At 33.6% G+C, this 25,066-nt stretch carries 22 protein-coding genes; 18 read left to right on the forward strand and 4 right to left on the reverse strand.

Going from position 1 to position 25,066, the window contains the following annotated elements; translation table 11 throughout:
- Positions 1-109: 109 nt before the first annotated feature.
- The 8 genes from B6A10_RS01495 (at position 110) to B6A10_RS01530 (ending at position 10,412) form a co-directional block, all read left to right on the forward strand.
- Positions 110-628 carry a BfmA/BtgA family mobilization protein gene (locus B6A10_RS01495; RefSeq protein ID WP_188219430.1) on the forward strand — a complete coding sequence of 173 codons (519 nt, stop codon included), beginning with the start codon at positions 110-112 and terminating at the stop codon, positions 626-628.
- A complete protein-coding gene (locus B6A10_RS01500) occupies positions 628-1,632 on the forward strand; it encodes a DUF5712 family protein (protein ID WP_188219431.1) in 1,005 nt (334 codons plus the stop codon). Before B6A10_RS01495 ends, B6A10_RS01500 begins: the two co-directional genes overlap by 1 nt.
- A gap of 1,202 nt (positions 1,633-2,834) precedes the next feature.
- Entirely contained in the window at positions 2,835-4,703 is a 1,869-nt protein-coding gene (locus B6A10_RS01505; protein WP_188219432.1) for an O-antigen ligase family protein, read from the forward strand.
- 29 nt (positions 4,704-4,732) lie between these two features.
- A complete protein-coding gene (locus B6A10_RS01510; RefSeq protein ID WP_188219433.1) occupies positions 4,733-6,244 on the forward strand; it encodes a transglutaminase domain-containing protein in 1,512 nt (503 codons plus the stop codon).
- 35 nt (positions 6,245-6,279) lie between these two features.
- A complete protein-coding gene (locus B6A10_RS01515; RefSeq protein WP_188219434.1) occupies positions 6,280-7,554 on the forward strand; it encodes a hypothetical protein in 1,275 nt (424 codons plus the stop codon).
- 98 nt (positions 7,555-7,652) lie between these two features.
- Positions 7,653-9,197, forward strand: a complete 1,545-nt coding sequence (locus B6A10_RS01520) for a T9SS type A sorting domain-containing protein (RefSeq protein ID WP_188219435.1) — start codon at positions 7,653-7,655, stop codon at positions 9,195-9,197.
- A gap of 5 nt (positions 9,198-9,202) precedes the next feature.
- The gene (locus B6A10_RS01525) at positions 9,203-10,150 is read left to right on the forward strand and encodes a hypothetical protein (protein ID WP_188219436.1); all 948 of its coding nucleotides are present in this window, start codon (positions 9,203-9,205) and stop codon (positions 10,148-10,150) included.
- Between the two features lie 10 nt (positions 10,151-10,160).
- Positions 10,161-10,412 (forward strand): hypothetical protein, encoded by a 252-nt coding sequence (locus B6A10_RS01530; RefSeq protein ID WP_188219437.1) that lies wholly within the window; start codon positions 10,161-10,163, stop codon positions 10,410-10,412.
- 184 nt (positions 10,413-10,596) lie between these two features.
- Here the strand turns inward: B6A10_RS01530 and B6A10_RS16410 are convergent, their stop codons facing one another.
- Complete coding sequence (locus tag B6A10_RS16410) at positions 10,597-11,823, reverse strand: phage integrase SAM-like domain-containing protein (protein ID WP_188219438.1); 1,227 nt, start codon at positions 11,821-11,823, stop codon at positions 10,597-10,599.
- Between the two features lie 521 nt (positions 11,824-12,344).
- On the opposite strand from B6A10_RS16410, the gene B6A10_RS01540 reads away from it, so the two are divergent.
- Complete coding sequence (locus B6A10_RS01540) at positions 12,345-12,584, forward strand: hypothetical protein (protein WP_188219439.1); 240 nt, start codon at positions 12,345-12,347, stop codon at positions 12,582-12,584.
- Between the two features lie 14 nt (positions 12,585-12,598).
- On the opposite strand, the gene B6A10_RS01545 is transcribed toward B6A10_RS01540, so the two are convergent.
- A complete protein-coding gene (locus B6A10_RS01545) occupies positions 12,599-13,189 on the reverse strand; it encodes a riboflavin synthase (protein ID WP_188219440.1) in 591 nt (196 codons plus the stop codon).
- A 54-nt stretch (positions 13,190-13,243) separates the two neighbouring features.
- Here B6A10_RS01545 and pdxA point away from each other — a divergent pair, with 54 nt between their 5' ends.
- The 9 genes from pdxA to B6A10_RS01590 all read left to right on the forward strand — a co-directional run bounded on the left by pdxA (position 13,244) and on the right by B6A10_RS01590 (position 20,646).
- The gene (pdxA, locus tag B6A10_RS01550) at positions 13,244-14,287 is read left to right on the forward strand and encodes a 4-hydroxythreonine-4-phosphate dehydrogenase PdxA (protein ID WP_188219441.1); all 1,044 of its coding nucleotides are present in this window, start codon (positions 13,244-13,246) and stop codon (positions 14,285-14,287) included.
- Between the two features lie 100 nt (positions 14,288-14,387).
- Positions 14,388-14,930, forward strand: a complete 543-nt coding sequence (locus tag B6A10_RS01555) for a YceD family protein (protein WP_188219442.1) — start codon at positions 14,388-14,390, stop codon at positions 14,928-14,930.
- Between the two features lie 9 nt (positions 14,931-14,939).
- Entirely contained in the window at positions 14,940-15,137 is a 198-nt protein-coding gene (rpmF, locus tag B6A10_RS01560; RefSeq protein WP_026715365.1) for a 50S ribosomal protein L32, read from the forward strand.
- A gap of 176 nt (positions 15,138-15,313) precedes the next feature.
- Positions 15,314-16,312, forward strand: a complete 999-nt coding sequence (locus tag B6A10_RS01565) for a beta-ketoacyl-ACP synthase III (RefSeq protein ID WP_188219443.1) — start codon at positions 15,314-15,316, stop codon at positions 16,310-16,312.
- Positions 16,313-16,336: 24 nt separating this feature from the next.
- Positions 16,337-16,825, forward strand: a complete 489-nt coding sequence (gene accB, locus B6A10_RS01570; RefSeq protein ID WP_055091307.1) for an acetyl-CoA carboxylase biotin carboxyl carrier protein — start codon at positions 16,337-16,339, stop codon at positions 16,823-16,825.
- A gap of 92 nt (positions 16,826-16,917) precedes the next feature.
- Positions 16,918-18,264, forward strand: a complete 1,347-nt coding sequence (gene accC / locus B6A10_RS01575) for an acetyl-CoA carboxylase biotin carboxylase subunit (RefSeq protein WP_188219444.1) — start codon at positions 16,918-16,920, stop codon at positions 18,262-18,264.
- Between the two features lie 248 nt (positions 18,265-18,512).
- On the forward strand, positions 18,513-18,833 hold the full coding sequence (locus B6A10_RS01580; protein WP_188219445.1) for a hypothetical protein: 321 nt from the start codon (positions 18,513-18,515) through the stop codon (positions 18,831-18,833).
- Between the two features lie 53 nt (positions 18,834-18,886).
- A complete protein-coding gene (locus B6A10_RS01585; RefSeq protein ID WP_188219446.1) occupies positions 18,887-19,189 on the forward strand; it encodes a hypothetical protein in 303 nt (100 codons plus the stop codon).
- Positions 19,190-19,311: 122 nt separating this feature from the next.
- Positions 19,312-20,646: a sigma-54-dependent transcriptional regulator gene (locus B6A10_RS01590; protein ID WP_188219447.1), complete on the forward strand. Its 1,335-nt coding sequence runs from the start codon at positions 19,312-19,314 to the stop codon at positions 20,644-20,646.
- On the opposite strand, the gene B6A10_RS01595 is transcribed toward B6A10_RS01590, so the two are convergent.
- Both B6A10_RS01595 and B6A10_RS01600 read right to left on the reverse strand, forming a co-directional pair.
- Positions 20,643-23,063 carry an ATP-binding response regulator gene (locus B6A10_RS01595; RefSeq protein ID WP_188219448.1) on the reverse strand — a complete coding sequence of 807 codons (2,421 nt, stop codon included), beginning with the start codon at positions 23,061-23,063 and terminating at the stop codon, positions 20,643-20,645. The two genes, B6A10_RS01590 and B6A10_RS01595, sit on opposite strands and share 4 nt — an antisense overlap.
- An 18-nt stretch (positions 23,064-23,081) precedes the next feature.
- Positions 23,082-24,920: a S9 family peptidase gene (locus B6A10_RS01600; RefSeq protein WP_188219449.1), complete on the reverse strand. Its 1,839-nt coding sequence runs from the start codon at positions 24,918-24,920 to the stop codon at positions 23,082-23,084.
- Positions 24,921-25,066 lie beyond the last annotated feature (146 nt).

Here is a 25,066-nt window from a genome sequence, read left to right on the forward strand (position 1 = left end):
TAAAGCCTTGAAAATAAGGCTTTCATTGAGAATGAAATTTATAATATTTTATAATTTAAATATAATTAAATGTGTAACTAACTGATTAACAGTTTTAAAAAATATAATTATGACTAAAAAAAGTATTATTATAGATGAAAAAGCTCATTCAGAACTTGGGAAATTATCTGAAAGTTTACGAATGAACTTAGGAGCTCTTATACAGGAGATGATTTATTATTTCAAGAAAACTGGAATAGATCCTAAGGATGCTGTAAACAAAGATCCTTCTTTAATGGTTGCAGCTTTAGATAAAAGAATAGTCTCTTTTTTAAAAGTTCAAGAAAGAGATATTTTGAAACCATTAAGACAAGATGTTTTTAATTATCAAAATGCTCAAAAAGAAGAAATATCAAAATTAATTATTTCGATAAATAAACTCTTAGAACAACATTCAGAACGAACTACTGAAATAAAAAAAGCTCATTTTGAGAATCTAAACAAAATTAATAGTAATGATTTAGAAAGAACTAAAATGGTAGTTGTTGAATTACAAAAAAACCGACAAGCCATTTTACTTCTTTGTCAACTATTAGACGACAAAAATAAATCTGGCACATTGAGTAAAATTAAATCTCTTTTTTCATAATGCCAATATCGAAACCACATAGTACACTTGGAGCTGAGAACAAGGGAAGTTGTTCTAATTTGGTCATTTACTTAGAAAAGGAAAATGAAGAATTAGATAAACTCATAAAAAAGTCTTCTTCAATGAATGAAATATTTCAGCTAGAAAGTAGGAAACAAGGTTTCTTTACAGCTTCAGAGATTAATATTAGCACGATAGATGTTATTAGTTCTATCGATAATAATAAAAGAAAATTAGGAGCAAATGATGCTAAATATTTTGCTCCAACAATTAGTTTCAGCGAGAATGAGTTGAATCACATTGCTTTTTTAGCAACTGGTAAAAAAGAAGTAACAAGTGTTTTAGAATTAAATTCATCCGAATTAGAGCAATTTAATAACCTGATTAGAGAATATGGACGCAAAGCGATGGACAACTATGCTTTGAATTTTAATCGTCAAGACAAAGGAATAAAGTCAGGAGCTGATTTAGTTTATTTTGGAAAAATTGAGCATTTTAGGAAATTTAAGGGAACAGATAAAGAGGTTATTGGTGGAAAGGAAATTTCGGGACAAAATAAAAAAGGATTGCAATCTCATATTCACATAATTGTTTCCAGAAAAGACAAAACTCAACAATTAAAATTAAGTCCTACTTGTAATGAAAAACAAACCAATAGAAAAATTGGTAATAACGAATATCAAGTAGGATTTGATAGAGTTAAATGGATTAATTCGAACGAAAAACTTTTTGATGAACATTTTAATTATAAAAGAAGAGAACTTGAAAAATTTGAAAATCAAAATATTCTAAAAAATGGTAGTCCTCAAGACAAACTTGAAGTCAATAAAAAAATAGAAATAGAATCGATTAATAGAGATAATGAGCTATTTATTAATGAAAAATCACTCCAAGATTGGAAAATCAATACTCAACTAGTAAATACATTATCTTCATTGCTATCCATAAATATTGCTGATGATACTGACGATAATTTAAAGAAAAAGATAAGATTAAAAAGATAGTAAGTATGGCTATAACACTATAACAATATAGCGGTCTCTCTCCGGTTGCTACCTTTTGTTCTGCTCGTCTGTTTCAGTCGGTCGTCGGTAGAAAAAGTCTCCTTCCTTCGTTCCACAGGCACTTCATAGCACAAAAAAAGAGCAGCTTAGAAAAAAAGCAGCTCTTTTTTTGCGCTGTTTCGTTACTCGTCTTCACACGGTCACTTCCTACGTTCGGTCGGGCTACTGCATCCACAATACCGCTTCATTTCTTTACACTCCGCAGGCTACGTTTCACTACATTCCAGCAGTATTATGTCTGCCGCCCCTTATTTTTTCAGCGGTTGCTCTTTCGCTCAGCCATCGGGGTTGACTCCGTTTGGTGAAAAATCTCAGTTTGCCCTAAATCAAGGTTAGTCTAAAGGTTGCTCTTTATTTTTTTGCGCTGTTATACGCTGCTAGCCCTTCTCTCGACTTCGTCCTGTCTCGTTCTAAAAACGAGACGGGACTGCGGTGCCTTGAGGTATTTGATTGCCGATTACATAAAAATGCTCCCAAAAAGAGGAAAGCGAGAACGTCCGACTTCAGAAAAATATAAAAAAAAGAAAGTAAAGCTAAGTTCCGGTTTCAAAAAGTAAAGTTCAAGCCCTACGGGTTTTTGAAAAAATCTCTACTCTTTTATTTCCATAACAACCGCCTATACAACAACACTTCCGATTTTTAAGAAACATTGAGGTAGTATTTTTTCAAAAAACTTGACTTATTTTGAAACCTCCACTAATACGAGGACTTTCTTTTTTCTTTTTTTCTTTGTAAAAATTATAAGAAGAAAACCGTGAATTGATAATCCTTCTGATTAATATATTGTTCTATCGATGACTAAATGCTATAATATATAGAAGTTAAAATTTAGGAGGTTTATAGCAAAAATTAAAAAAATATGATTTCAAATAAAAGTTATTCTGAAAAATTATAGAAGTAAAATCTTATTTTATTTATTGTCTAATAATCCATTAATTACAAATTTAAGTTTAAATTCTTGTTAAATATATAAAACTACAATGCCTTAATCGGTGTTTGGTTTTGTTTAGGTAATTAAAATTTGTTTTTTGGTTTAAATTAATAAAAATCAATGATTTGCAAAATATCACTAAAAGTGGGTATTGGATATTTAATTTGACAACAATAGGTTTGTGGGTAAAAATTTTATAAAAAACCAAAAATTGAACTTATTAAATCCTTTTTTAAAACCACTACTGACTGTTTTTCTGCTTATTATAATTTTAATAGGATTAGTCAATACCGAAACCTTTTATAGCGTGACTGCTTTTGCTTATTATGGTTTTTGTATAGCTACTTTATTTTTTACAATTATTCCATATAATAACACTGTAAACAATAAAAGTAAAATTCTTAAAACACCAATTATCCTATTTGGATTATGGTGTTTGTACGTTCTCTTCCATTATTTCTCTAATACAGGAACTCTTGTTTTTACAATTTATTGTATTTGTCTATACTTTTTACTTCTCAAAGCAACTATTCTTTTTAGTACAGCCAACTTTAATTTCACGCAATTATTTATAGGTATTGCAACAATAGCATCTATAGAATCTATTTATTGTGTCGGACAATTTTTAGGTTGGTTCAAAAGTCAAAACGAACTTTTTAAAGTTACAGGCAGTTGGAATAACCCTAATGTTATTGCTATATTTTTAGCACTTTCAACCCCCGCTTTTTTATTCTTATTTCGGGGAAAAAATAAAAAAACAGCACTATTAGGTTTTATAACACTACTTATTGCATTACTATTACTCAAATGTCGGGCTGCCTTTATAGGCGCAATATTATCTATTATAGTTTTCTATGGTTTAGAATACAACTTCATCAATTGGATAAAAGACAAGAAAAACAGATCTTCAGCTAAAGCTTTGCTCATTATAAGTTTACTCATAATTATCCCTATAAGTTCACAATTATATAATTCTAAAAAGGCTTCAGCTGACGGAAGGAAATTCATCTGGAAACTTTCTGCTCAAATGGCAACTGAAAAGCCATTATCAGGTTATGGTTATGGTTTCTTTGAAAAAGAATACAACCTATTTCAGGCTGATTACATCAAACAAGGAAAAGCTACAGCAGAAGAATTAGCTAATGCCGGACCTGTAATTATGCCGCATAACGAATTACTATTGAATGTAGTTGAAGGCGGAATCATAGGACTTCTTTTGCTGTTATTCTTTTTTGGATCACTCCTTTTAGTTGTTAAAAAAAGGGAAAAAGAAACTGTAACAGGATGCGACAACAGTATATTTAATCTTTCTTATGCTGGAATTGTTGCTTTTATTGCTATGTCGATGGTCAATTCAACTATTCAAATGGTGCCAATAATGTGTTTATTAATCATATATGCCGCTATTATTTGCAGTATGCTTGAACCAGTACAACTTCCTGTAAAATTTACTTTTCCTGAAACAAACAAAGGCATTTCAATACTAACTAAAACTACAATTGCATCTGTTAACCTTTATGTATTATACCTTCTTTTTGGCATGGCTACAGCCGATAATCTCAATAAAAAAGCGGCTCTCTTAAAAAAAGAAAAAAACTATGGGCAGGCACTACAAATTATGCCCGATTTAGCAAAAAACATAAACAGTTTTAGTGATTACTGGAAAAATTACGCTGTTATTCATCTGGAAATAAAACAGTATTCCAAGGCATTATACTGTATGGAAAAAGCAAAAAAATTAAGCTCTTTACCTGATATATATAAAGGTAGTGGTTTGTGCTATGAAAAATTGCATCAATACCCCAAAGCCATTAGGGAATATGAAACTCTCAATGCTTTGTATCCCCCTAAATTTTTGTATAAAATGCTTTTATTGAATGCTTATTTAAAAAATAAAGACACCGCTAAAACCATTGCCTTAGCACAGGAAATCATTCAACTAAACCCCAAAATACCATCCGAAAAAGTAAATGAATATAAATATAGGTGTCGTAAGTTATTATGGAAATTGGGGGTTAGAAAACAACTAAAAAATAATTTCAATTTAAATAACAATTTCAATAGTAAACGATTCCAATAGCAATTATTTCTAAAATCTTAAACACAAATATGCGAAAACATCTTAAAATCCTATTACTACTGTTTCCTTTTTTGACACAAGCGCAACATCCTGTAGCAGTCGAAACTGTTTTAAAAAAAGCAGGAACTAACAGAGCTGAGCTTGAAAAAGCTTTAGAGTATAGTAATAAAACCGGCGATCCCTTAAAATTAAAAGCCATGCAATTTTTGATTGCTAATATGGATATTCACTCTTCGTCTGATTATTATTGGGAAGATGCTGCAGGTCAGAAAATAGAATATAATGAGTTAAGCTACTCTAATACGGAAGAAGCAAAAAAAGCACTTACAGCTATTCAGGAAAAAAATCCTGAACTCAAAGCTAAGCCCATTATTTATCAAGACATCAAAACTATTACAGGCGATTATTTAATACAGAATTTAGAAAGGGCTTTTACTAGTTGGAAAGCATCTACAATTAAAACAACTTCTTTTATTGATTTCTGTGAGTATATTTTGCCTTACAGAGTAAGTACTGAACAAATACAAGACTGGCGGAGTATCTATCACGAAAAATTCAAATGGATTGATGAAAAAATCCATTCAAAAGGATTTAAATCGGCTTTGTATTATTTAAAAGGCGATTACGACACTTGGTTTACAACTACCTGGGAAGAAGCTCGTAAAGAACCTTTACCTAGGCTAGGTGCTTCACAATTACTTTTTAGAAAAGAAGGTCCCTGTCCTGATATTGCAGATCTTGGCGTTTTTACTATGCGTTCACAAGGTATTCCAGCTACAGTCAATGTAATTCCGTACTGGGCAACAGCTACAGGAGGTCATTTTATGAATACTGTTTTTGGAGATACAATGCAAGCATATAATTGTGATTTTGGATCTAAAGATTTTGGAGAAAATTTGAAAAGAGAACCTGCTAAAGTATTAAGATTAACTTATTCAAAACAAGCCGAAACATTAGCTAGTTTTGAAGATCCAAGTCATATTCCGAAAGGCATTCTTCAACAACAAAATTACATTGATGTAACCAAAGATTTTTGGGAAACAACTGATGTAACTTGTCCTTTATTTCCATCAATAACTACTTCTAAGGTAGTATATGCAACCACATTTAATGGATTGTCGTGGAGACCTTTTTGGTGGGGAAAAGTAGATAAAGGACAAACCATTTTCAACTCTATTTGTAAAGAAACAGTTTTAATTCCTCAATATTTTAGTGATGGAAAATTGATTCCGGCTGGTGCTCCGGTCGTTGTCAAAGATAAAGAATCTAAAGTACTATTGCCTGATTTATTGCATACCAGAGATTTGGTAATAGCAGAAGCAGATAAATACCTTCGCTTTAAAATAGGAGTAACGTACAAACTCTTTTACTGGGATAACGGTTGGAAACTTATTGATACTAAAAGAGTGGATAATCAAATTACATCCATGCTTTTTACCAAAGTACCTGAAAATGCTTTACTCTTATTATTATCCAGTGATTCAAAAAGATTAGAACGTCCTTTTATTGTGGATAATGAAGGAAACAGAACCTGGTTTTAAAGCCAATTTGAATAACAATTTTAAAATTATAAAAAATGAGAATAAAAAAAACACTTCTAACTATTCTGTTCTGTCCTGTTTTAATTCAGGCACAAATAAGTTCTAAAGTAATAAAACAATTTCCAGCGCACATTATCTATAAAATAGATGAAGTTGTTTCAAAAGTAAATGTAGCCGAAGATAAACAAATAAAAATTGGTCAAAAACTTATCACAGCCGATAGTCTGGCTACTATGGCTCTAGCAAATGGAGAATCTGTTGAAAAGTTAAAATTGTATTATACTATTAATATTCCTTTTTTAAAATCCATATTATCCGAAAAAGAATTAGATCACTATGGATATGAACTTAATAAGGATAACCGTTTCCTAACAGCTCTAAAATTTGCAACTGAATTAAAATTAACTTCAACACAAGTTAGCCAAATACGTGAGCAAAACGATTCTTTAGTTTCTGTTCCTACTGTGCCATCAAAAGGAACCATTCAAGCTTATAATATTAAACTTAGCAAAATTCTGGCTAAAGAGCAATATATATCCTTACTCAACATAATTTATAAAGACCAATCAATAGAGGAAGCAAAAAAAGAGATGGTCAAAATCCTAAGACTTAAAATCCTAAGCGAAAAAGATTATAAGACAGAATTTCTTAAAATTTTAAATTATTATTTGGCTAAAAACAGTTTGTTAGATAAAAAAGCAGATAAATACGATAAAAAAAAGGGGGATTTTTTAGCAAAAAAAATTGCACTTGGAGAGCCTCCTCTATTAGTACGTGCTAACATACTGTCTAATGGATCCTATAAAAATAACAGGTATGCTTCAGTAATTAAGTATGAAAAAGAATTGGAATTAACTAAAAATCAAATTGATTCTCTTTTGTCTCAATACAGACAGCATGAAAAAATTAAATTAGAAAATTCCGAAAAGGAGTCTAACCTTAGTCCTTCAAAAATAGTTCCTTCGGAACATGAGGTTATAGGCAGGATACTAAATCCAGAACAAATCAATAAATGGTTGGTTTCTAAAAATAAAGAGGATGCCCGGAAAGAAGCCCTAAGAAACTGGTTACAACTTGAAGCGGAAGGACTAACCAAAGATTTAGATAAGAATAAAACTTTAACAGAATTTGCTAATTATCAATTAAAATATTTGGTCATTAAAGAGAAGGCCTACGTATATCATACTCCTGAAAATGTTTTTATGAGAGGAGATGTAGAGCGTAAAAAACCGGAATTGCTTAAACAATTAGATGTGATAACCCGTACTAAAGCTAAAAATACCACTGTAAAAAATGCTTTGACTTGGTAAGGTCTTAAACCGAAGAACCTTTGTCAGTGTAAAGAATAAAGCAATTCAGTGAGACTAGGGTAAGAAAAAACAATTAATCAATTAAAATCAATATAACCATGAGAAAAATTACTCAAAAAACAGCAGTATTTCTACTGCTTCTGGGAGCAATGCTGTGCCGGGCACAGGAATCTCCAGAAATTAAGAGGGCGTTAGTAACTGCCCGATTGCAACTTATTGAGGGAAGCAAAAATTACAATCCCGAAGCCGGATTAGCCACTTATCAGCAACTTGCAGCTCAGGGTAATGCTGAAGCAATGAACGGGCTGGGTTTATTGTACAGCAAAGGAATCTCCGTATCACTTGATGAACAACAAGCTATTAACTGGCTTGAAAAAGCGGGTGAAAACGGCTATGCCAAAGCCTGGTACAACTTAGGATTATTGTATAAAGAAGGCGTTGGTGTAGCCCAAAATTATGAAAAGGCTATCAGTTGTTTTGAAAAAGCGGCTAAAGGCGGTTATGACAGGGCTTGGAATACCTGGGGTGGTATGGTAATGAAGGGTAAAGGTACCGCCGAAAATTTTCCATTAGCTATAAGTGTTTTTCAGCAAGGAGCAGATAAAGGCAGTAGTCAATGTATTTACTCATTGGGTTATATGCATTATAAAGGTTTTGGTTATCCACAGGATTATGCTCAAGCCATTGGACTATTTGAACAGGCAGCCCAAAAAAATAATGCTGCAGCTATGTATATGTTGGGATTATGCTACCGTAATGGATACGGTGTAACTATTGATACTGAAAAGGCTAAATACTGGCTTAACAAATCTGCAGTTTTAGGATTTAAAAAATCAGAAATAGAACTATCTGACCCGGAAGCTGAAAATGCTCATCCAAATCAGTTAAAGACTGTATCTAAACCCATAGACGAAGTTATTACAATTACCGAAACAGATGCTCCGGATACTTTCAAGAAGGTAAAACAAGCTCCTATAGCTCAAAACATTTCAGGAAATTATACTGGTACATTGTTGCGTTATGATTTTAGTGGTCAAAACATTATAAGCAGTACTCCACTGGAAATAAACCTACAGCAAGACGGTAAGCAATTAACTGGAGAATGGAAAGAGATAGCAGGTGATACCGCTATTTTTAATGCCCGTATACAAGACGATGCCATTGTATTTGAAGACTCTAGAATAGACCGAACAGAACATTTTTATAAAGATACTATAAATTCTTATGAATTTAAAGATGCTAAGTTACAATTATTGCAAACTGATGAATCCCTGTTTTTGGCAGGTAATCTACAACTTTACAACATAAAAGAATGGGAGAACGAAAAACCCATGTATCTTATTTTAGAGAAGAAACAAGATCAAACTACAGTTACTCAGGAAAGTGAAGTCCTTTCTAAGGTAGTGGTGTATCCCAATCCTTTTGGTAGTAGCTTTGAATTGAGTTTTGATTTAACCGAAGAAACTAATGTTAATGCAAGTATTTACAGTATGACTGGCAACCAGCTTTATACTACCCGGTGGAATAATCTGGAGCAGGGAGTACAAAAGATGAACATTAGTCTTAATGCACCTTCAGGATATTACATACTGCGTTTAAATTACGGACAACAAGTGAAATCTTCTATTTTAATTAAACAATAAGAACCATGAAAAATAAATACTTTATATTAGCACTTACGTTCTTATGTATGCTTGTAGGTCAAATTAGTTATTCACAGGATTGGAATGATGGAGGGGATTATCAAGATTATTACGATGATTTTTTGTTTATAGCGTTTCAGGGAGATGGTGATTCACATTGGACTTTTGACGATAATGGGAATGCTTATGCTGATTATGATTCTGGGAATTTATCCGGGGATGTGATTACCTCTTCTATGGAATTCTTAAATTATGATTTTGATGGTGGTGCCGACAATCAACAGATTACGGAAATGATGTATAATTTAACCGAAGAACAAATGGATCTTTGGGCGACTTTAGATCCTGTAACAGTTGATTCAGCTACAAATTTTGATCATGAGCAATTTATGGCTGATGTTACGGCAAGTTATCTTGCTGCTCAGGATAGGCTATTTAATGATCCCTCATCTTCACCTGATTTATCCTCTATTGCTGAAGATACTCTAAAGTTACTGCCCGTTGTTGGTGCATTATATCAAAGCGGTGAAGCTCTTGAAAATGGAGACTATTTGGCAGCAGGTGGCTACTTATTATGGGCAGGACTCGATTTATATACCCTCGGAGCTTTTTCTGAAGCGGGATTGTTGATCAGAGCATCTGCTGTTATTGCTGAAGAAGTAGTGGCTACACAAGGGACTAATCTTCTTGTTGAGGCTTTAGGTAAAGTAGGTGGTAGTAGAGCAGCATCAGAATTTTTAGGTTGGGGGAATCAAACAACAATATTAAAATCAGCATCCGATTTCACAGCAGAACAACTCATCGAATCTGGTTATACTAAGCAAGTGTTAACCGAAATATATACTGGATTAATGGAGGCGGCACAGAAAACTATTCCTAGTACAGGCGAGCTAAATCCGGCATCTATTGCAAGAGCAAATCAAATACAAGAAATACTAACAACGCTTTTCTAATGATTATTATATGAAGGTAAAGATAAAATTAAAAAATTGTAGTGAAGATATAATGTCAATCACTAAAGAACCAGAGGCTATTGAGGCTTATGTGGTTAATAATGAAGAGCTTGAAATTGAAACAAATGAGCAAGAAGATAATATTTCTATAAATATTGGTAAAAATAAGGATGGGACAATATATGTACAAATTTGGGATTCATTAAATACAAGGTATGTAGTTTACAAAAAGGGGGAAAACATTTTCAAAGATTATTTGTAAATTTAATAGTTAGTTTTTGGATTTTATATTAACTATATCAGTTTTCTATTTCGCGAAGTATGCTGATGATTTAGTCATAGAAAGAAATTTATTTACCGTGGAAATTATCAATTTTTAAGTAATGATTTTGATAACTAAAATTCCGCAATGTCTTTTGACTTTGCGGAATTACTTTTTTTGCTTATTAAATTAAATTCTCAAAGGCTTTATCTAGTTCTTTGGTGTTAAAATCTTCCAGATAAGTTTCGGTTGTTTTAATGGATTGATGTCCTAGAGCTTGTTTAATCATGACGGTATTGATACCTTTTTTTAAAGATAGAGTTGCAAAAGTATGTCTGGCAGTATAAAAAGTTACTTTGTTTTTAATTTCACATTCGAGAGCAATAGTATTGAGGAGCTTTCCATAATAATTCAAAACACTTTTTTTTCTGTCTCTCAATTCTTCTTTTGTGTATAGTTTTTCATCTCTATCTAATATTGGAAAAATGTAATCGGTATCAAATGGTCGATAAATTTTAAAGTAGTTAAGGATAGTTCTCATGTAATTGTTGTCTGGAATTTTTACATTTAGTTTTATTCCAGTTTTATTTCTAACGTATGAGAAATCATTTAAATTAATGTCTGTCCATTTCAATTCAGCTAAATCAGTGAAATTCATGCCTCGGCAATAAAAACTGAATAAGTAAGTGTATAAGGCTTTAACTCCTTCTTTGTTTTTAGATATGTCATAGTCTAATAATGATTGTAAATCTTCTTTGTTTAAAGCTTTCTTTACTTTACTGGATTTTAATTTTGAAATTACATAATCTTTAAAAGGATAAAACTCACTAGAAACAATTTTAGATTTTATTGCAGAGTTATATATCGCTCTGATATTGCGCATATATACTCCTATACCGCCATCATTGCAGCCATTAGCCCGTAAGGAGGATTCAAATGCTATTAGGAAATCGTAATTAATTTTTGTGAAATCGTAAGTAGTAATTGTTGGTTTAAATCTTATGAGAGCAGAGATGGTATCACAATAGGAACTACTTGAACTTATTTTTCCGGATTCTTTTAATTGAAGTTTTCTCTCCTCAAAATAAGCAATAAAGTTTAATTTTTCAACTTCTTCAGGTCTAAACAGAGTGTCAAATGATTCTAGGGAAAAGTTATGTCCATCTTCAATCATTGTATCTAATATTTTGGAGGCATCTTGTTTTATCGAATTTAATATTCGGTTACATTGTAAATAATTTGGGAATTTAGATGTAAATTCATTTGCTTTATCATCCCAAAATTTTGGTAACACATTGTAAGGGGTTTTGTAAAATTTAGACTTTCTGTTTATCGTTATTCTTAAATTAATTGGAAAAGTACCGTCATTAAGTATTGTTTTTTTTAGGATGATTTTTACACTAGCTTTCATTTTTAATATTTTTAAAAGTTTAACATACGTACAACAAATGCTTACATATTGTGAAACTGGATGAAACAAAAATATTTTTTAAAAATGATAGATAGTTGAAAAACAGCGATTTTGAAGCTAAATGCAATCAAATACAAACATTAATAGTCTATCTCATAATCAGGTGGTCCCTGGTTCGAGCCCAGGTGGGACCACTTTTTGTAAAGGCTTCGCAGTTTTGCGGAGCCTTTTTTTTGTGTTTTGATTTTTTTAGGATGGATTGCTTTTGAGGCGGTAAAAATATAGGTGAAACTGTTGAAAATAAATGAGTTTTCTGCTTTTTTGTGATTTTGTTTTGGGGTGTTGCAATGTTTCTTGTCTGACGAACGGTTTGAAAAAAACGATTAAAACCCTTTAAAATTAACGTTTTGAGAGGTGTTGCTTTTGGGGTAAATTCGTTTTAATGGCTTATCTTTGTTAAGAAGGTTTGGTTTTGAATTTTATAAAAAGTGAGCTGTTTTTAAAAAGTTGTTTTTTACCGTATGGGAAAAATATTTAACAAGTATAGTGGTGGTCTTTTTTTCTTTTTTGCAGGGAAATTAATTGCGTTCGCCGATGCTGAGCCTCCCGAACCGACGTCTGCACCTGTGTCTTTAAGTGGTCCTGTAACTCCTCCGGGTTTGCCAATTGAGGAAAATTTGGTAGTGCTATTGATTGTAGCTTTATTATTTGGATTTTATAAAATTTATTGCTCTATAGATAAAAAGAAACGCCCGGTTTAATCGGGCGTTTCTTTTTATATTTTGTTAGCATATAATCGGGAGACATATTTGCCAATAACATCAAATTCGAGATTGATTTTAGAACCTACTTTAAAATTTTTAAAATTAGTATGTTCGTGAGTGTAAGGGATGATGGCTACGCTAAACTGGTTTTTTTGAGAATTCACAACGGTCAGGCTAACACCGTTTACAGTGATAGATCCTTTTTCGATGGTTAGATTGTTTAATTTATCATCGTATTCAAAGGTGTAAAGCCAGCTTCCATTAGTTTCTTCGATCGAAATGCAAGTTCCCGTTTGATCTACGTGTCCCTGAACAATATGTCCGTCTAAGCGGTCGCCTAGTTTCATGGCTCTTTCCAGATTGACTAAGTCGTCTTTTTGCCATTCGCCTAAATTGGTTTTTTGAATGGTTTCGTCAATGGCAGTTACGGTGTAGGTGGAATCTTTGATAGCTACTACGGTTAAACAGATGCCATTGTGGGCTACACTTTGGTCAATTTTAAGTTCGTTAGTGATGTTGGCCTCTATTGTAACGTGGATGTTGTCTTTTTCGTGTTTTATTTCCTGGATAGTTCCGAGGGTTTCTATGATTCCTGTAAACATTCTTGTTTTATTTTACTAAATTTGCTTTCAAAATTAGCAATAAAACGTGTGGATATGATTAAAAATGCAGAAAATATTATCGTAGGAATTTCGATAGGGGATTTAAATGGTATTGGGAGCGAGGTGGTTCTAAAAACATTTGAAGATACCCGAATGTTGGAGCTTTGTACGCCGGTTATTTTTGCTAATGTGAAAATTTTGTCTTTTATAAAGCGAAATTTGGAGTTGACTGTTGCGCTTCACGGTATTGATAAACTGGATCAGGTGGTACCGGGGAAGCTAAATGTTTTGAATGTTTGGAAAGAAGGAGTCGATTTGAATTTGGGTGTAAATGATGATAAGGTGGGTGAGTATGCTATAAAATCTTTTGTGGCGGCTACCAAGGCTTTGAAGGAGGATTTGGTAGATGTTTTGGTTACGGCACCTATAAATAAATACAATATACAATCGGAAGATTTTAAGTTTCCTGGACATACGGATTATTTAGATCAGGAGTTAGAAGGTGATGCGTTGATGTTTATGGTTCAGGACAACCTGAGAGTAGGCTTGTTGACGGATCATGTGCCAATTAACGAAGTGACTTCCCGATTGACGGAAGATTTGATTGTAAAAAAAATAAATACGGTCAAGCAGTCTTTGATTAAGGATTTTAGTATCAATAATCCTAAAATTGCTGTTTTAGGTTTGAATCCGCATTGTGGCGACGGAGGGGTTATTGGTAAAGAAGATGAAGAATTGATTCGTCCGGTGTTGAAAAAAATGTTTGATAAGGGAACGATGGTTTTTGGGCCTTTTGCGGCAGATGGTTTTTTTGGAAGTGGACATTATGAAAAATTTGATGCAATTATTGCAACTTATCATGATCAGGGATTGGTGCCTTTTAAGACTTTGTCTTTTGGTAAAGGAGTTAATTTTACAGCGGGATTGAGTAAGGTAAGGACGTCTCCGGATCATGGAACTGCTTATGATATTGCCGGAAAAGGAATGGCAGATTTTAATTCTTTTAAAGAAGCGGTTTATTTGGCTATAGATGTTTATCGCTCAAGGATTCAGCATGAGGAGATGGTTAAAAATCCGCTAAAAGTTAAGGAAAAATAAATGTAAATAAAAAAAGATTAATAAGTTATTGGATTTACAATAATTTTATATCTTTGCACTCCCTTTCCGAAGCTTCGGATTTGGGCAAAATTTTGTTGAAATGGACAAGACTAAAGAATTTTTAATTCCTTTTGTAGGGTTAAAGCTAGGAAAACATCATTTTGAGTATCAGATAGATAATGCGTTCTTTGGGATCTTTGAGTATGACGAATTTCAAAATTCGGATATCAAAGTTTCGGTGGTTTTAGAGAAAAGTAGCAATATGCTTGAGTTAAGTTTTAAGCACAAGGGGACGGTTAACGTGCCTTGCGACTTGACGGGTGAAGATTTTGATTTGCCAATTAAAGGTAAAATGAAATTGATCGTTCGTTTTGGAGAAGTGTTTAATGATGATAATGAGGAGTTGCTTATTTTGCCTTTTGGAGAGTTTGAAATAAATATTGCACAGTATATTTATGAGATGATTGTTCTTTCGGTTCCTCAAAAACGAATTCATCCAGGAGTTAAAGACGGAAGTTTAAAAACGGATGCTTTGGATAAGCTGAATGAATTACAGGTCAAAGAAGTAGAGAAAAAAGAGAATAAAGAAGAGAATATAGACCCGCGTTGGGACAAATTAAAGCAACTATTAACGGATAAATAATATAGTAAAATGGCACATCCTAAGAGAAAAACTTCGAAAACAAGAAGAGATAAGAGAAGAACACATTACAAAGCTACTGTAGCTCAAATCGCTACTTGCCCTGTTACAGGTGAAGCTCACTTGTACCACAGAGCTTACTGGCATGAAGGAAAAATGTATTACAGAGGACAAGTGGTTATTGACAAGTCAGAAGCTACTTTTGCTTAATATGTTTTTATAGATACTACGAGAACTCTCACACTTTGTGAGAGTTTTTTGTTGTTTGTTATTTTCGTTAAATAAGAAGTTTTAAGATAAAGGGTTTTAGATTTTTTTTGTATTTTTAACCCCTTTTTTAAACGTTTTCTTCTGGGTAAAAACAGAAGAGGAAATATCCGAATAAAATGAATAAAATTACAGCCGCAATTACTGCTGTTGGAGCTTATGTTCCAGATTTTGTGCTTACTAATCAGGTTCTTGAAACTATGGTTGACACAAACGATGAGTGGATTACATCACGAACAGGAATAAAAGAAAGAAGAATTTTAAAAGACGCTGACAAAGGAACTTCTTTTTTAGCAATAAAAGCAGCTGAAGATTTAATTGCCAAAGCGAATATTAATCCTTTGGAAATTGATTTGGTTTTAATGGCAACGGCAACACCGGATATGCAGGTTTCTGCAACGGGAGCTTATGTTGCGACTCAAATAGGAGCCACTAATGCTTTTGCATACGATTTGCAAGCGGCCTGTTCCAGCTTTTTATACGGAATGTCAACTGCAGCCGCCTATATTCAATCAGGAAGATATAAAAAAGTATTATTAATTGGTGCTGATAAAATGTCTTCAATCGTAGATTATACTGATAGAACGACCTGTATTATTTTTGGTGATGGTGCCGGAGCAGTATTATTTGAACCTAATTATAAAGGTTTAGGTTTACAGGATGAATACTTAAGAAGCGACGGTATTGGTCGTGATTTCTTAAAAATCGACGCCGGAGGTTCTCTTCATCCGCCAACAATTCAAACAGTTGAAGAAAAAAGACACAGTATCAGACAGGATGGGAAAACGGTTTTTAAATATGCTGTAACCAATATGGCTGATGCCAGTGAACAAATTTTGAAAAGAAACAATCTTACTAACGAAGATGTTGCTTATTTGGTTCCACATCAGGCTAATAAACGTATCATTGATGCTACGGCAAGCCGAATGAACTTAGAGGAATCTAAAGTTTTGATGAATATCGAGCGATACGGAAATACAACATCGGCTACTCTGCCTTTGGTTTTAAATGATTTTGAACATTTGTTTAAAAAAGGAGATACTATTATTTTTGCCGCATTTGGAGGAGGATTCACTTGGGGATCTATTTATCTGAAATGGGCGTATAACAAACAATAAATTAAAACTAAAATTACAAATATTATGGATTTAAAAGAAATTCAGAACCTGATCAAATTTGTATCTAATTCTGGTGTTGCTGAGGTAAAGCTGGAAATGGATGATGTGAAAATTACTATCAGAACGGTATTAGAAAGTAGTACTCCAGAGCCAACTTATGTACAACAAATGCCGGCTGCTGCACCAGTACAACAAATTATAGCAACGCCTGCAGCTCCTGCACCAGCAGCAGCTCCTGCGGCTCCTGCTCCTGCAGCTGATGATACATCAAAATATATTACAATTAAGTCACCAATGATTGGTACTTTCTATAGAAAACCATCTCCGGACAAACCAATGTTTGTTGAAGTAGGAAGTTCTATTGCTAAAGGTGATGTACTTTGTGTGGTTGAGGCAATGAAATTATTTAACGAAATCGAATCTGAAGTTTCCGGAAAAATCGTTAAAATTTTAGTTGATGATATGTCTCCGGTAGAATTTGATCAACCATTATTCTTAGTAGACCCATCTTAATTAATTATAAATTATGAATTATAAATTATGAAGTGATTTTGTAATCAGTCATAATTTTAAACTCATAACTCATAACTCATAACTCAAAAGAGATGTTTAAAAAAATATTAGTTGCAAATAGAGGAGAGATTGCACTTCGTGTGATTAGAACGTGCAAGGAAATGGGAATTAAAACAGTTGCTGTTTACTCTACTGCTGATGCAGAAAGTTTGCATGTAAAGTTTGCTGATGAAGCGGTTTGTATTGGACCTGCACCAAGCAACTTGTCCTATTTGAAAATGTCAAATATTATTGCTGCAGCAGAAATTACAAATGCTGATGCAATTCACCCAGGATATGGTTTCCTTTCTGAAAATTCTAAATTTTCAAAAATTTGTCAGGAACACGGAATTAAGTTCATTGGAGCTGCTCCTGAAATGATTGACAGAATGGGAGATAAAGCTACTGCAAAATCAACTATGATTGAAGCAGGAGTTCCTTGTGTTCCAGGTTCAGAAGGGATTTTAGAGTCTTATGAACAAGCTAAAAAAGTAGCCAAAGAAATTGGATATCCAGTAATGATGAAAGCTACTGCCGGTGGTGGTGGTAAAGGAATGCGTGCTATCTGGAAAGAAGAGGATTTACTTAAAGCTTGGGAAAGTGCTCGTCAGGAAGCGGCTGCTGCTTTTGGAAATGACGGTATGTACATGGAGAAATTAATCGAAGAGCCACGTCATATCGAGATTCAGGTTGTAGGAGATGCTTATGGAAAAGCTTGTCACCTTTCTGAAAGAGATTGTTCTGTTCAAAGACGTCACCAAAAATTAACAGAAGAAACGCCTTCGCCATTTATGACTGACGAATTGCGTCAAAGAATGGGTGAAGCAGCCGTAAAAGCAGCTGAATACATTAAATATGAAGGTGCCGGAACGGTTGAATTTTTAGTAGATAAACATCGTAATTTCTACTTCATGGAGATGAATACCCGTATCCAGGTAGAACATCCAATTACAGAGCAGGTTATTGATTACGATTTGATTCGTGAGCAGATTATGGTAGCTGCAGGAATTCCAATTTCTGGAAAAAATTATCTTCCGCAATTACACGCTATTGAGGTTCGTATCAATGCCGAAGATCCATATAATGATTTTAGACCTTCACCAGGAAAAATTACTACATTACACATGCCGGGTGGACACGGAGTACGTTTAGATACTCACGTATATTCAGGTTATACGATTCCGCCAAATTACGATTCGATGATTGCAAAGTTAATTACTACCGCGCAATCCCGTGAAGAAGCTATTTCTAAAATGAGAAGAGCTTTAGATGAATTTGTAATCGAAGGTATCAAAACTACTATTCCTTTCCATAGACAATTAATGGATGATCCTCGTTATATTGCGGGAGATTATACTACTGCCTTCATGGAAACTTTCAAAATGAATGAACCGGAATAAAGTTTAATTTGTTGAAAAATCCAAAGCCGTACAGTGATGTGCGGCTTTTTTTATGTGTAAAAGTGTGTAAAAAAGAAACAGTTTTTTTCTGTTTTACACAGTGGTACACAAAGTGTAAAATCATGATTTGTTTTTAAGTTATTGAAAATCAATAGTTTTTAATTTTATTCCTTCTTCAAAAAATACTGGTATAATAATTTCATTGTCCAAAGTGTAAAACATTAATAACACTTTAAATTATACACATTATGAAAAAATTAGTTTTAACAGCAGCAATCGTATTAGGAAGTTTAACAGCAATGAATGCACAAGAGAAAGATGAGACTGCAACTCCTGCAGCGGAAACTAAAGCAACAGAACAAGTAACAGAAGCAACGTCAGCTTATACCGAAATTAAGGCAGAAGAACTTCCGGCAGCCGTTACTGAGGCTTTAAAGAAAGCTTTTCCAACTGCAATTTTAAATAAAGCTTCGGTTAATGATAAAAAAGAATATCAACTGGAGGTAAAAGTTGGTGATAAAGAAGGCGCTTTATATGCAGATGAAACAGGGAAATGGATTCAAAAATAATTAAAAACGAATAGAACAGATTTTAAAAATAACATATTAAAAAAATACACATCATGAAAAAATTAATTTTAGCAGCAGCAATCGTATTAGGAAGTTTATCAACAATAAATGCTCAAACGCAAGATCAAAATACAGCTCCAACAGAACAAAAAGCTCCGGCAACAGATGAATTTACAGAAATTAAAGCAGGGGATTTGCCCTCAAAAGTGACCGAAGCATTAAAGAAATCTTATCCGGATGCCGTATTGTCTAAGGCTTATATCAACGAAAAAAAGGAATACAAACTAGAAATCACAGTTAAAGACCAATTGGCTACTGTTTATACAGATGTTGATGGGAACTGGATACAAAAATAAGCATCGCGAATTAGCTTATTGTTTTTGAAGGAGGTTGTTCGAAAGAGCAGCCTTCTTTTTTGCATAATTTTATGAAAATACAATAATATTAGCCTTAATTTAGCACAAAAAGTGTCTGTCTAATGTTGAAGATTTTAATTATTGAAGATGATGTTTCGTTTGGTAAACTGTTAGAAAAATTTCTAATCAAAAATAATTTTGAGGTTAGAACTACTTTTTCAGCCAGTGAAGCCCGATTAGCAATTCAAAATGAAGCATTCAATTTAGTTTTAACAGATTTGCGACTGCCAGATGCTGATGGAATTGATTTATTAGCCGAGTTTAAAGCAATTTTTCCGCAACTTCCCGTGATTTTGATGACCGGTTATTCGGAGGTAAGTACGGCTGTGAAAGCTATTAAAAATGGCGCTTCCGATTATATTTCGAAACCTTTTAACCCCGACGAAGTTTTAGCAGTAATTACCAATGCTCTTGCAAGTGAAACTTCGGTCAAAGAGACGTCAAAAATAGCTCCTAAAAACAAAAAAAAAGTTATTACTACCGAATATGTTCAGGGAATTTCGGCTGCTTCTAAAAAATTATCGGAGCATATCAAACTGGTGAGTCCAACGGATATGTCAGTTTTAATTATTGGCGAAAGCGGAACCGGAAAAGAGATAATCGCTCAAAGTATTCACCGTCAAAGTCTTCGAAAAGAGCATAATTTCATCGCTGTAGATTGTGGCGCTATTCCAAAAGAATTGGCCGCCAGCGAGTTTTTCGGACATTTAAAAGGCTCTTTTACAGGCGCTATTTCCGATAAGATTGGTTATTTTGAAGCGGCTAACGGAGGGACACTTTTTCTGGATGAAATTGGAAATTTGTCTTATGAAAATCAAATTCAATTGTTGCGTGCCTTGCAGGAGCGAAAAATAAAAGCGGTGGGTAGCAATAAAGAAATTGAGGTTGATATTCGAATTATTACAGCTACCAATGAAGATTTGCGCGAAGCGGTTAAAAACGGCGATTTCAGGGAAGATTTGTATCACCGGATTAATGAATTTTCCATTCATTCGCCTTCGCTGGTTGAGCGCGAAGAAGATTTAATTCTCTTTGCTGATTATTTTCTGGAAAAAGCCAATCAGCAGTTGAATAAAGAGGTAATAGGTTTTTCAAAAGAAGTAGTCAATATTTTTCAAAACTATCCCTGGCCCGGAAATTTAAGGGAATTGCAAAATTGTGTCAAACGCGCTACTTTGTTGACTCAAGGCGATTTTATAGAAAGCACGGTTTTGCCTGTGGAATTTTTTCAGCAAAATGAAACAAAAAACACTTCTTTTTCTTTGTCGGAAAACGAGAAAGAAGCAATTGAAAATGCTTTGGTAAAAACCAAAAATAATAAATCAGAAGCCGCAAAATTGCTTAAAATTACCCGAAAAACATTGTACAATAAACTCAAACTGTACAATATTCACTAAATGACTTTTGCTAATTCAGTAAGGAGTTGGTTGGTTTTGGTTTTCAAATTAGAGAATTGAGTAACTAATCCGGTTGCATCGTATTCTTTTGATTCCAATTGGTCTAAAATTGCTGTAATTTCGATCGCTTCAATTTGTTTGAACATAGGATTCATTTTGTGCGCGAGTTGTTTTGTTTTTTGGTGATCGAGTGCTTGAACTGCATTTTCAAGTAGCATAAGATTAGAAATGGTTGAAGCGATGAAAGATTCAACGACGTTTTTGACAGCCTCAGAATCATTTTTTAGAAATAATTTTAAAGAATCCAAAGTGAAGCTGTTCTCATGATTTTTAATGGTATTATTTTGAACAGGAAGCTGTTTTTTTTCAAAAATAGCATCAATGGTTTGTAACAGTATATTAGGGCTAAATGGTTTTTTGAGTAGGGTTGCAAATCCTGCTTTAGTGTAAATTTCCTCTCCCAAATCAGTTCTTCCGGTTACGGCAATCAATGGTTGATTGTCGTAAATGCTCATTTTTTGTAATTCTTCGATGAATTGAAAACCATCTTTTTCCGGCATCTGAATATCGGTAATCAGAAGGTCAAAATTTTCAAATGCCAGCTTTTGCAGCGCCTGATCGGCATTTGAAAAACAAAGAACCTGATGATATTCCTTTAAAACTTCGCAACTTAATTGTAGCAAATGAGCATCGTCATCGACTACAACAATCGTTTTGTTTAGCGAATTCGGGATGTAAACCGGTGGTTTTTTTTCCTCGGTTTTAGTTTCGGTATCAAATGTAACGGCTAAACTGATTTCAAAGCAACTTCCTTTTTTTGAACTGTTTTTCAGGTACAATTCGCCGCCTAAAAGTGTCATTATTTTTTTAGAAATAGCCAGTCCTAAGCCTGTACCGCCATAATTTTTTTCAATATTTTCATTGGCTTGGGCAAATTCTTCAAAAACTAAATCCTGACTTTCTTTTTCAATTCCTATTCCGGAGTCTTCAACGCTTATCAATGCTTGGTTTTTGTCAAAATTAAGAGCTGCATGTATTTTTATAAAACCTTCCGGAGTGAATTTATAAGCGTTTCCAATGATATTAATTAAAACCTGTTTTAAACGAAAAGTATCACCAATGATTGGATTTTCGAGTTCTTTGTCTATTAAAATTTCCAAGTCGATATTTTTTTGCGGGTAAACCGACTGAATATTTTTAGCGACTTCGTTGATAGTTTCAGCCAGGGAAAAAGGTTTTTTGTCTAAATTGATTTTTCCGGCTTCAATTTGCGAAAAATCCAATAAATCCTGTACTAACCTGGCGATGAACTCCGATGAACTTTTAATGTTGTTTGTGTAGTAATTTTGTTTACTGTTTAAGGTTGAATTACCTAATAATTCGGCGTAACCGGTTATAGTACTTAATGGCGTTTTTAAGTCATGGCTAACGGTGGAGATGAGTTGTTCTCTGTTTTTTAGTAAGTTTTGCGTTTTAAAATTGGCTATTTCCAGTTGTTTTTTATACAGCTGGGTTTTTGAAAAATCACTGGCAATTAATATCGAAAAAAAGAGGGTGAGTAATAGTCCTAAAATGGCCGCATAGGTTATGATTTGGTTGATTTTTTTTAATGATTTTTCTTTTTCAGTGTTGTTTTTAGTTGATGAAGTCAGGATTTCCTGTTCTATAACACGGAGTACTTTTCTGAGTTGGTCCGAGATTAAAAGTTCATTTGTAAGCAATTTGCTTTCCTGAATGTTTAAGGATTCTTTTTTCTTTTCGGTTTCCAGTTTTACTTTGCTAAGCAATCGTTTTGAAGCGGCTAAAATAGAATCGGTTTCTTTTTTGGTTAGCGTATTGCTGTTGTCGTCGGGAATATTCTGGTTGAGATAATCTATGTAGTTTTGCAGTACTTTGCGCTGGTAACTGCTAAGTTTTTCGGGGCTTTTGGTAAAATCTTCGAGTTTTAATTTGCTAAGTGAAAATTCTAATTGGGTGAGTTCTTTAATGGCTTCGTTTACCGAAGCTTCATCAGAAGTTTTGTTTTTGATAGCTTTGAGGTGCTTAATGTTTTGTGTTTTTTCGGTAAGCAAAATCATCACACTATCCAGTAATTTAATTTGATATTCGCTGGAAAGTATTTGTTTTAAAGAACCAATTCTGTTTTGCAAAGAATTCGTTTCCCGGATGTAGTTTTTATAATCGGTTTCCGAATTGGATTGAATGGTTTTTCGGGCTAAACTTTCGGTTTTATACACATTCGAGAAGAGTTGGCTTACTTTTAAAACCTTATTTTTTTCAAAAGCTATTTTGTTTTCTATTTTCGAATAGTCTTGATTTTCTTTGTATAAAACCCAGCCTACACTTGCTACAAGTGAAACAAGAATGATGTAGCTGATGAATACTTTTAAAGGAATATTACTGTTCTTATTTCCCATTTTTATTGTTTGATAGTTTTAAAGTGTTTCTTTCAGCCATTTGTAAAATTCTTTTTGCCAAATTTGTGCATTTTGTGGATTAAGAACCCAGTGGTTTTCTTCCGGGAAATAGAGAAAACGACTTTTAATACCTTTTAATTGCGCTGCCTGAAAAGCTTCCTGCGCCTGACCAATAGGAACCCGAAAATCTTTTCCTCCCTGAATAATTAAAATAGGCTTGTTCCAGTTGTTTACTAAATTTATCGGATTGAATTCATTGTAGGCTTTTTGGGAAACATTGTTTTCAGTTTCCCAATACGCACCGCCAAAATCCCAGTTGCTGAAAAATATTTCTTCGGTAGTGCCATACATACTTTGGGTGTTGAAAACCCCGTCATGTGCAATGAAAGTTTTAAAACGGTTATCGTGAATTCCTGCCAAATAAAATACCGAATAACCACCGTAACTGGCGCCGATACAACCCAAACGGTTTTTGTCAACATAGCTTTCCTCAGCCACAGTATCAATCGCCGAAAGATAATCGTCCATTACCTGACCGCCCCAGTCTTTGCTTATTTGTTCGTTCCATTCTACTCCGTGTCCGGGCATTCCGCGACGGTTTGGGGCAACAATAATATAATCATTGGCAGCCATTAACTGAAAATTCCATCTAAAAGAATAAAACTGACTCAACGCACTTTGCGGTCCGCCCTGGCAATATAAAAGTGTTGGGTATTTTTTGGAAGCATCAAAATTAGGCGGAAAAATGACCCAAACCAGCATTTTCTTGCCATCGGTAGTGCTTACATATCGTTTTTCGGGTTTGCTGAAGGTTAATTTTTCGTAGATTTTAGTGTTGATATTGGTGATTTGTATCCAATTTTTTTCAGCTAAATCATAAGAGAAAATTTCAGAAGCATGATTAATATCTTCTCGGCAAACAATAATTTGAGTGTTGTGATAACCAACGATTTTTGTGATATCAAAATCTCCGTCCGTGATTTGAGTGGGTTTTGGATTAGTTAAGGCGATTTCAAATAATTGTTTGGTGCCATCAATAGGAGCAATAAAATAAATTTTCTGGTTATCATCACTCCATAAAAAGCTATCTACTGTGCCGTCCCAATGAGCCGTTAAGTTGGTTTTGATTTCATTGTTAAGAATAACAATATCATTTTTGTCGGCTTCATAACCGTCTCGTTGCATTTGTAACCAGGCTAATATTCCGGAATTTGAAAACTGGGGTGCCACATCATAACCGGCATTTTCCGCGGTTAAATTGCGGGTTGTTTTGTTTTTTAAATCGTATTGAAAAATGTTTGTGTTGGTAGAAACAGCATATTCGGTTCCTGTCTTTTTTTTGCATACATACAAAATGCTTTTGCTGTCCGGTGACCAAATGTAATCTTCGTCTCCGCCAAAAGGTTTTTGCGGACAGTCAAAAAGTTCGTTTGGCATAATGTCGGTTTTAGGAGCATCATCGCGGTTTTCACTATAAAAAACATGGTTGAATTTCCCTTCGTGCCAGCTGTCCCAATGTCTGTAATTTAAGGAATCGTAAATTTGAACTTCTGATTTTTCCAGTTCCGGATAAAAATCTTTCCCTAAAATATTTTGAAGTTTTACTTCCTGATGCGAAAGCAGGTATTTGCCATCAGGCGATATATTTTTGTTTTTTAAAATAGTATTTGGGTTTTCAATTTCGGTTGGATTTCCTCCGTTAACCGGAATAAAATAATGCTTTGTATTTTGTTTGTTTTCTTCTATTGAAGGTGTGTTGACTTTATAAACAATATATTTTTTGTCTTTGGAAAATCCTAAAACGCTTAATCTTCCTAGTTGCCATAATAATTCGGCAGTCATTTTATGAGCAGTCATTGATCTTTATTTAGAAATATAAAAATAGCTAATTTAAAATTGTCGTATTAAAGTAGATTGTACTTTAAGTTTTTTTTAAATGAATTAGAAATAAGGTTAAATCTATTGGAAGAATCTTTAAAAAAAGTAATTTTACTCCCTGTAAA

Source organism: Flavobacterium pokkalii (assembly GCF_014596575.1).
Lineage (GTDB): Bacteria > Bacteroidota > Bacteroidia > Flavobacteriales > Flavobacteriaceae > Flavobacterium > Flavobacterium pokkalii.

Excerpts from the sequence above, each read along its gene's own strand:
- B6A10_RS01495 (WP_188219430.1), top strand. The coding sequence starts at position 110 with ATGACTAAAAAAAGTATTATTATAGATGAAAAAGCTCATTCAGAACTT.
- B6A10_RS01500 (WP_188219431.1), top strand. The coding sequence starts at position 628 with ATGCCAATATCGAAACCACATAGTACACTTGGAGCTGAGAACAAGGGA.
- B6A10_RS01510 (WP_188219433.1), top strand. The coding sequence starts at position 4,733 with ATGCGAAAACATCTTAAAATCCTATTACTACTGTTTCCTTTTTTGACA.
- B6A10_RS01515 (WP_188219434.1), top strand. The coding sequence starts at position 6,280 with ATGAGAATAAAAAAAACACTTCTAACTATTCTGTTCTGTCCTGTTTTA.
- B6A10_RS01520 (WP_188219435.1), top strand. The coding sequence starts at position 7,653 with ATGAGAAAAATTACTCAAAAAACAGCAGTATTTCTACTGCTTCTGGGA.
- B6A10_RS01525 (WP_188219436.1), top strand. The coding sequence starts at position 9,203 with ATGAAAAATAAATACTTTATATTAGCACTTACGTTCTTATGTATGCTT.
- B6A10_RS01530 (WP_188219437.1), top strand. The coding sequence starts at position 10,161 with ATGAAGGTAAAGATAAAATTAAAAAATTGTAGTGAAGATATAATGTCA.
- B6A10_RS16410 (WP_188219438.1), bottom strand. The coding sequence starts at position 11,823 with ATGAAAGCTAGTGTAAAAATCATCCTAAAAAAAACAATACTTAATGAC.
- B6A10_RS01540 (WP_188219439.1), top strand. The coding sequence starts at position 12,345 with ATGGGAAAAATATTTAACAAGTATAGTGGTGGTCTTTTTTTCTTTTTT.
- B6A10_RS01545 (WP_188219440.1), bottom strand. The coding sequence starts at position 13,189 with ATGTTTACAGGAATCATAGAAACCCTCGGAACTATCCAGGAAATAAAA.
- pdxA (WP_188219441.1), top strand. The coding sequence starts at position 13,244 with ATGATTAAAAATGCAGAAAATATTATCGTAGGAATTTCGATAGGGGAT.
- B6A10_RS01555 (WP_188219442.1), top strand. The coding sequence starts at position 14,388 with ATGGACAAGACTAAAGAATTTTTAATTCCTTTTGTAGGGTTAAAGCTA.
- rpmF (WP_026715365.1), top strand. The coding sequence starts at position 14,940 with ATGGCACATCCTAAGAGAAAAACTTCGAAAACAAGAAGAGATAAGAGA.
- B6A10_RS01565 (WP_188219443.1), top strand. The coding sequence starts at position 15,314 with ATGAATAAAATTACAGCCGCAATTACTGCTGTTGGAGCTTATGTTCCA.
- accB (WP_055091307.1), top strand. The coding sequence starts at position 16,337 with ATGGATTTAAAAGAAATTCAGAACCTGATCAAATTTGTATCTAATTCT.
- accC (WP_188219444.1), top strand. The coding sequence starts at position 16,918 with ATGTTTAAAAAAATATTAGTTGCAAATAGAGGAGAGATTGCACTTCGT.
- B6A10_RS01580 (WP_188219445.1), top strand. The coding sequence starts at position 18,513 with ATGAAAAAATTAGTTTTAACAGCAGCAATCGTATTAGGAAGTTTAACA.
- B6A10_RS01585 (WP_188219446.1), top strand. The coding sequence starts at position 18,887 with ATGAAAAAATTAATTTTAGCAGCAGCAATCGTATTAGGAAGTTTATCA.
- B6A10_RS01590 (WP_188219447.1), top strand. The coding sequence starts at position 19,312 with ATGTTGAAGATTTTAATTATTGAAGATGATGTTTCGTTTGGTAAACTG.
- B6A10_RS01595 (WP_188219448.1), bottom strand. The coding sequence starts at position 23,063 with ATGGGAAATAAGAACAGTAATATTCCTTTAAAAGTATTCATCAGCTAC.
- B6A10_RS01600 (WP_188219449.1), bottom strand. The coding sequence starts at position 24,920 with ATGACTGCTCATAAAATGACTGCCGAATTATTATGGCAACTAGGAAGA.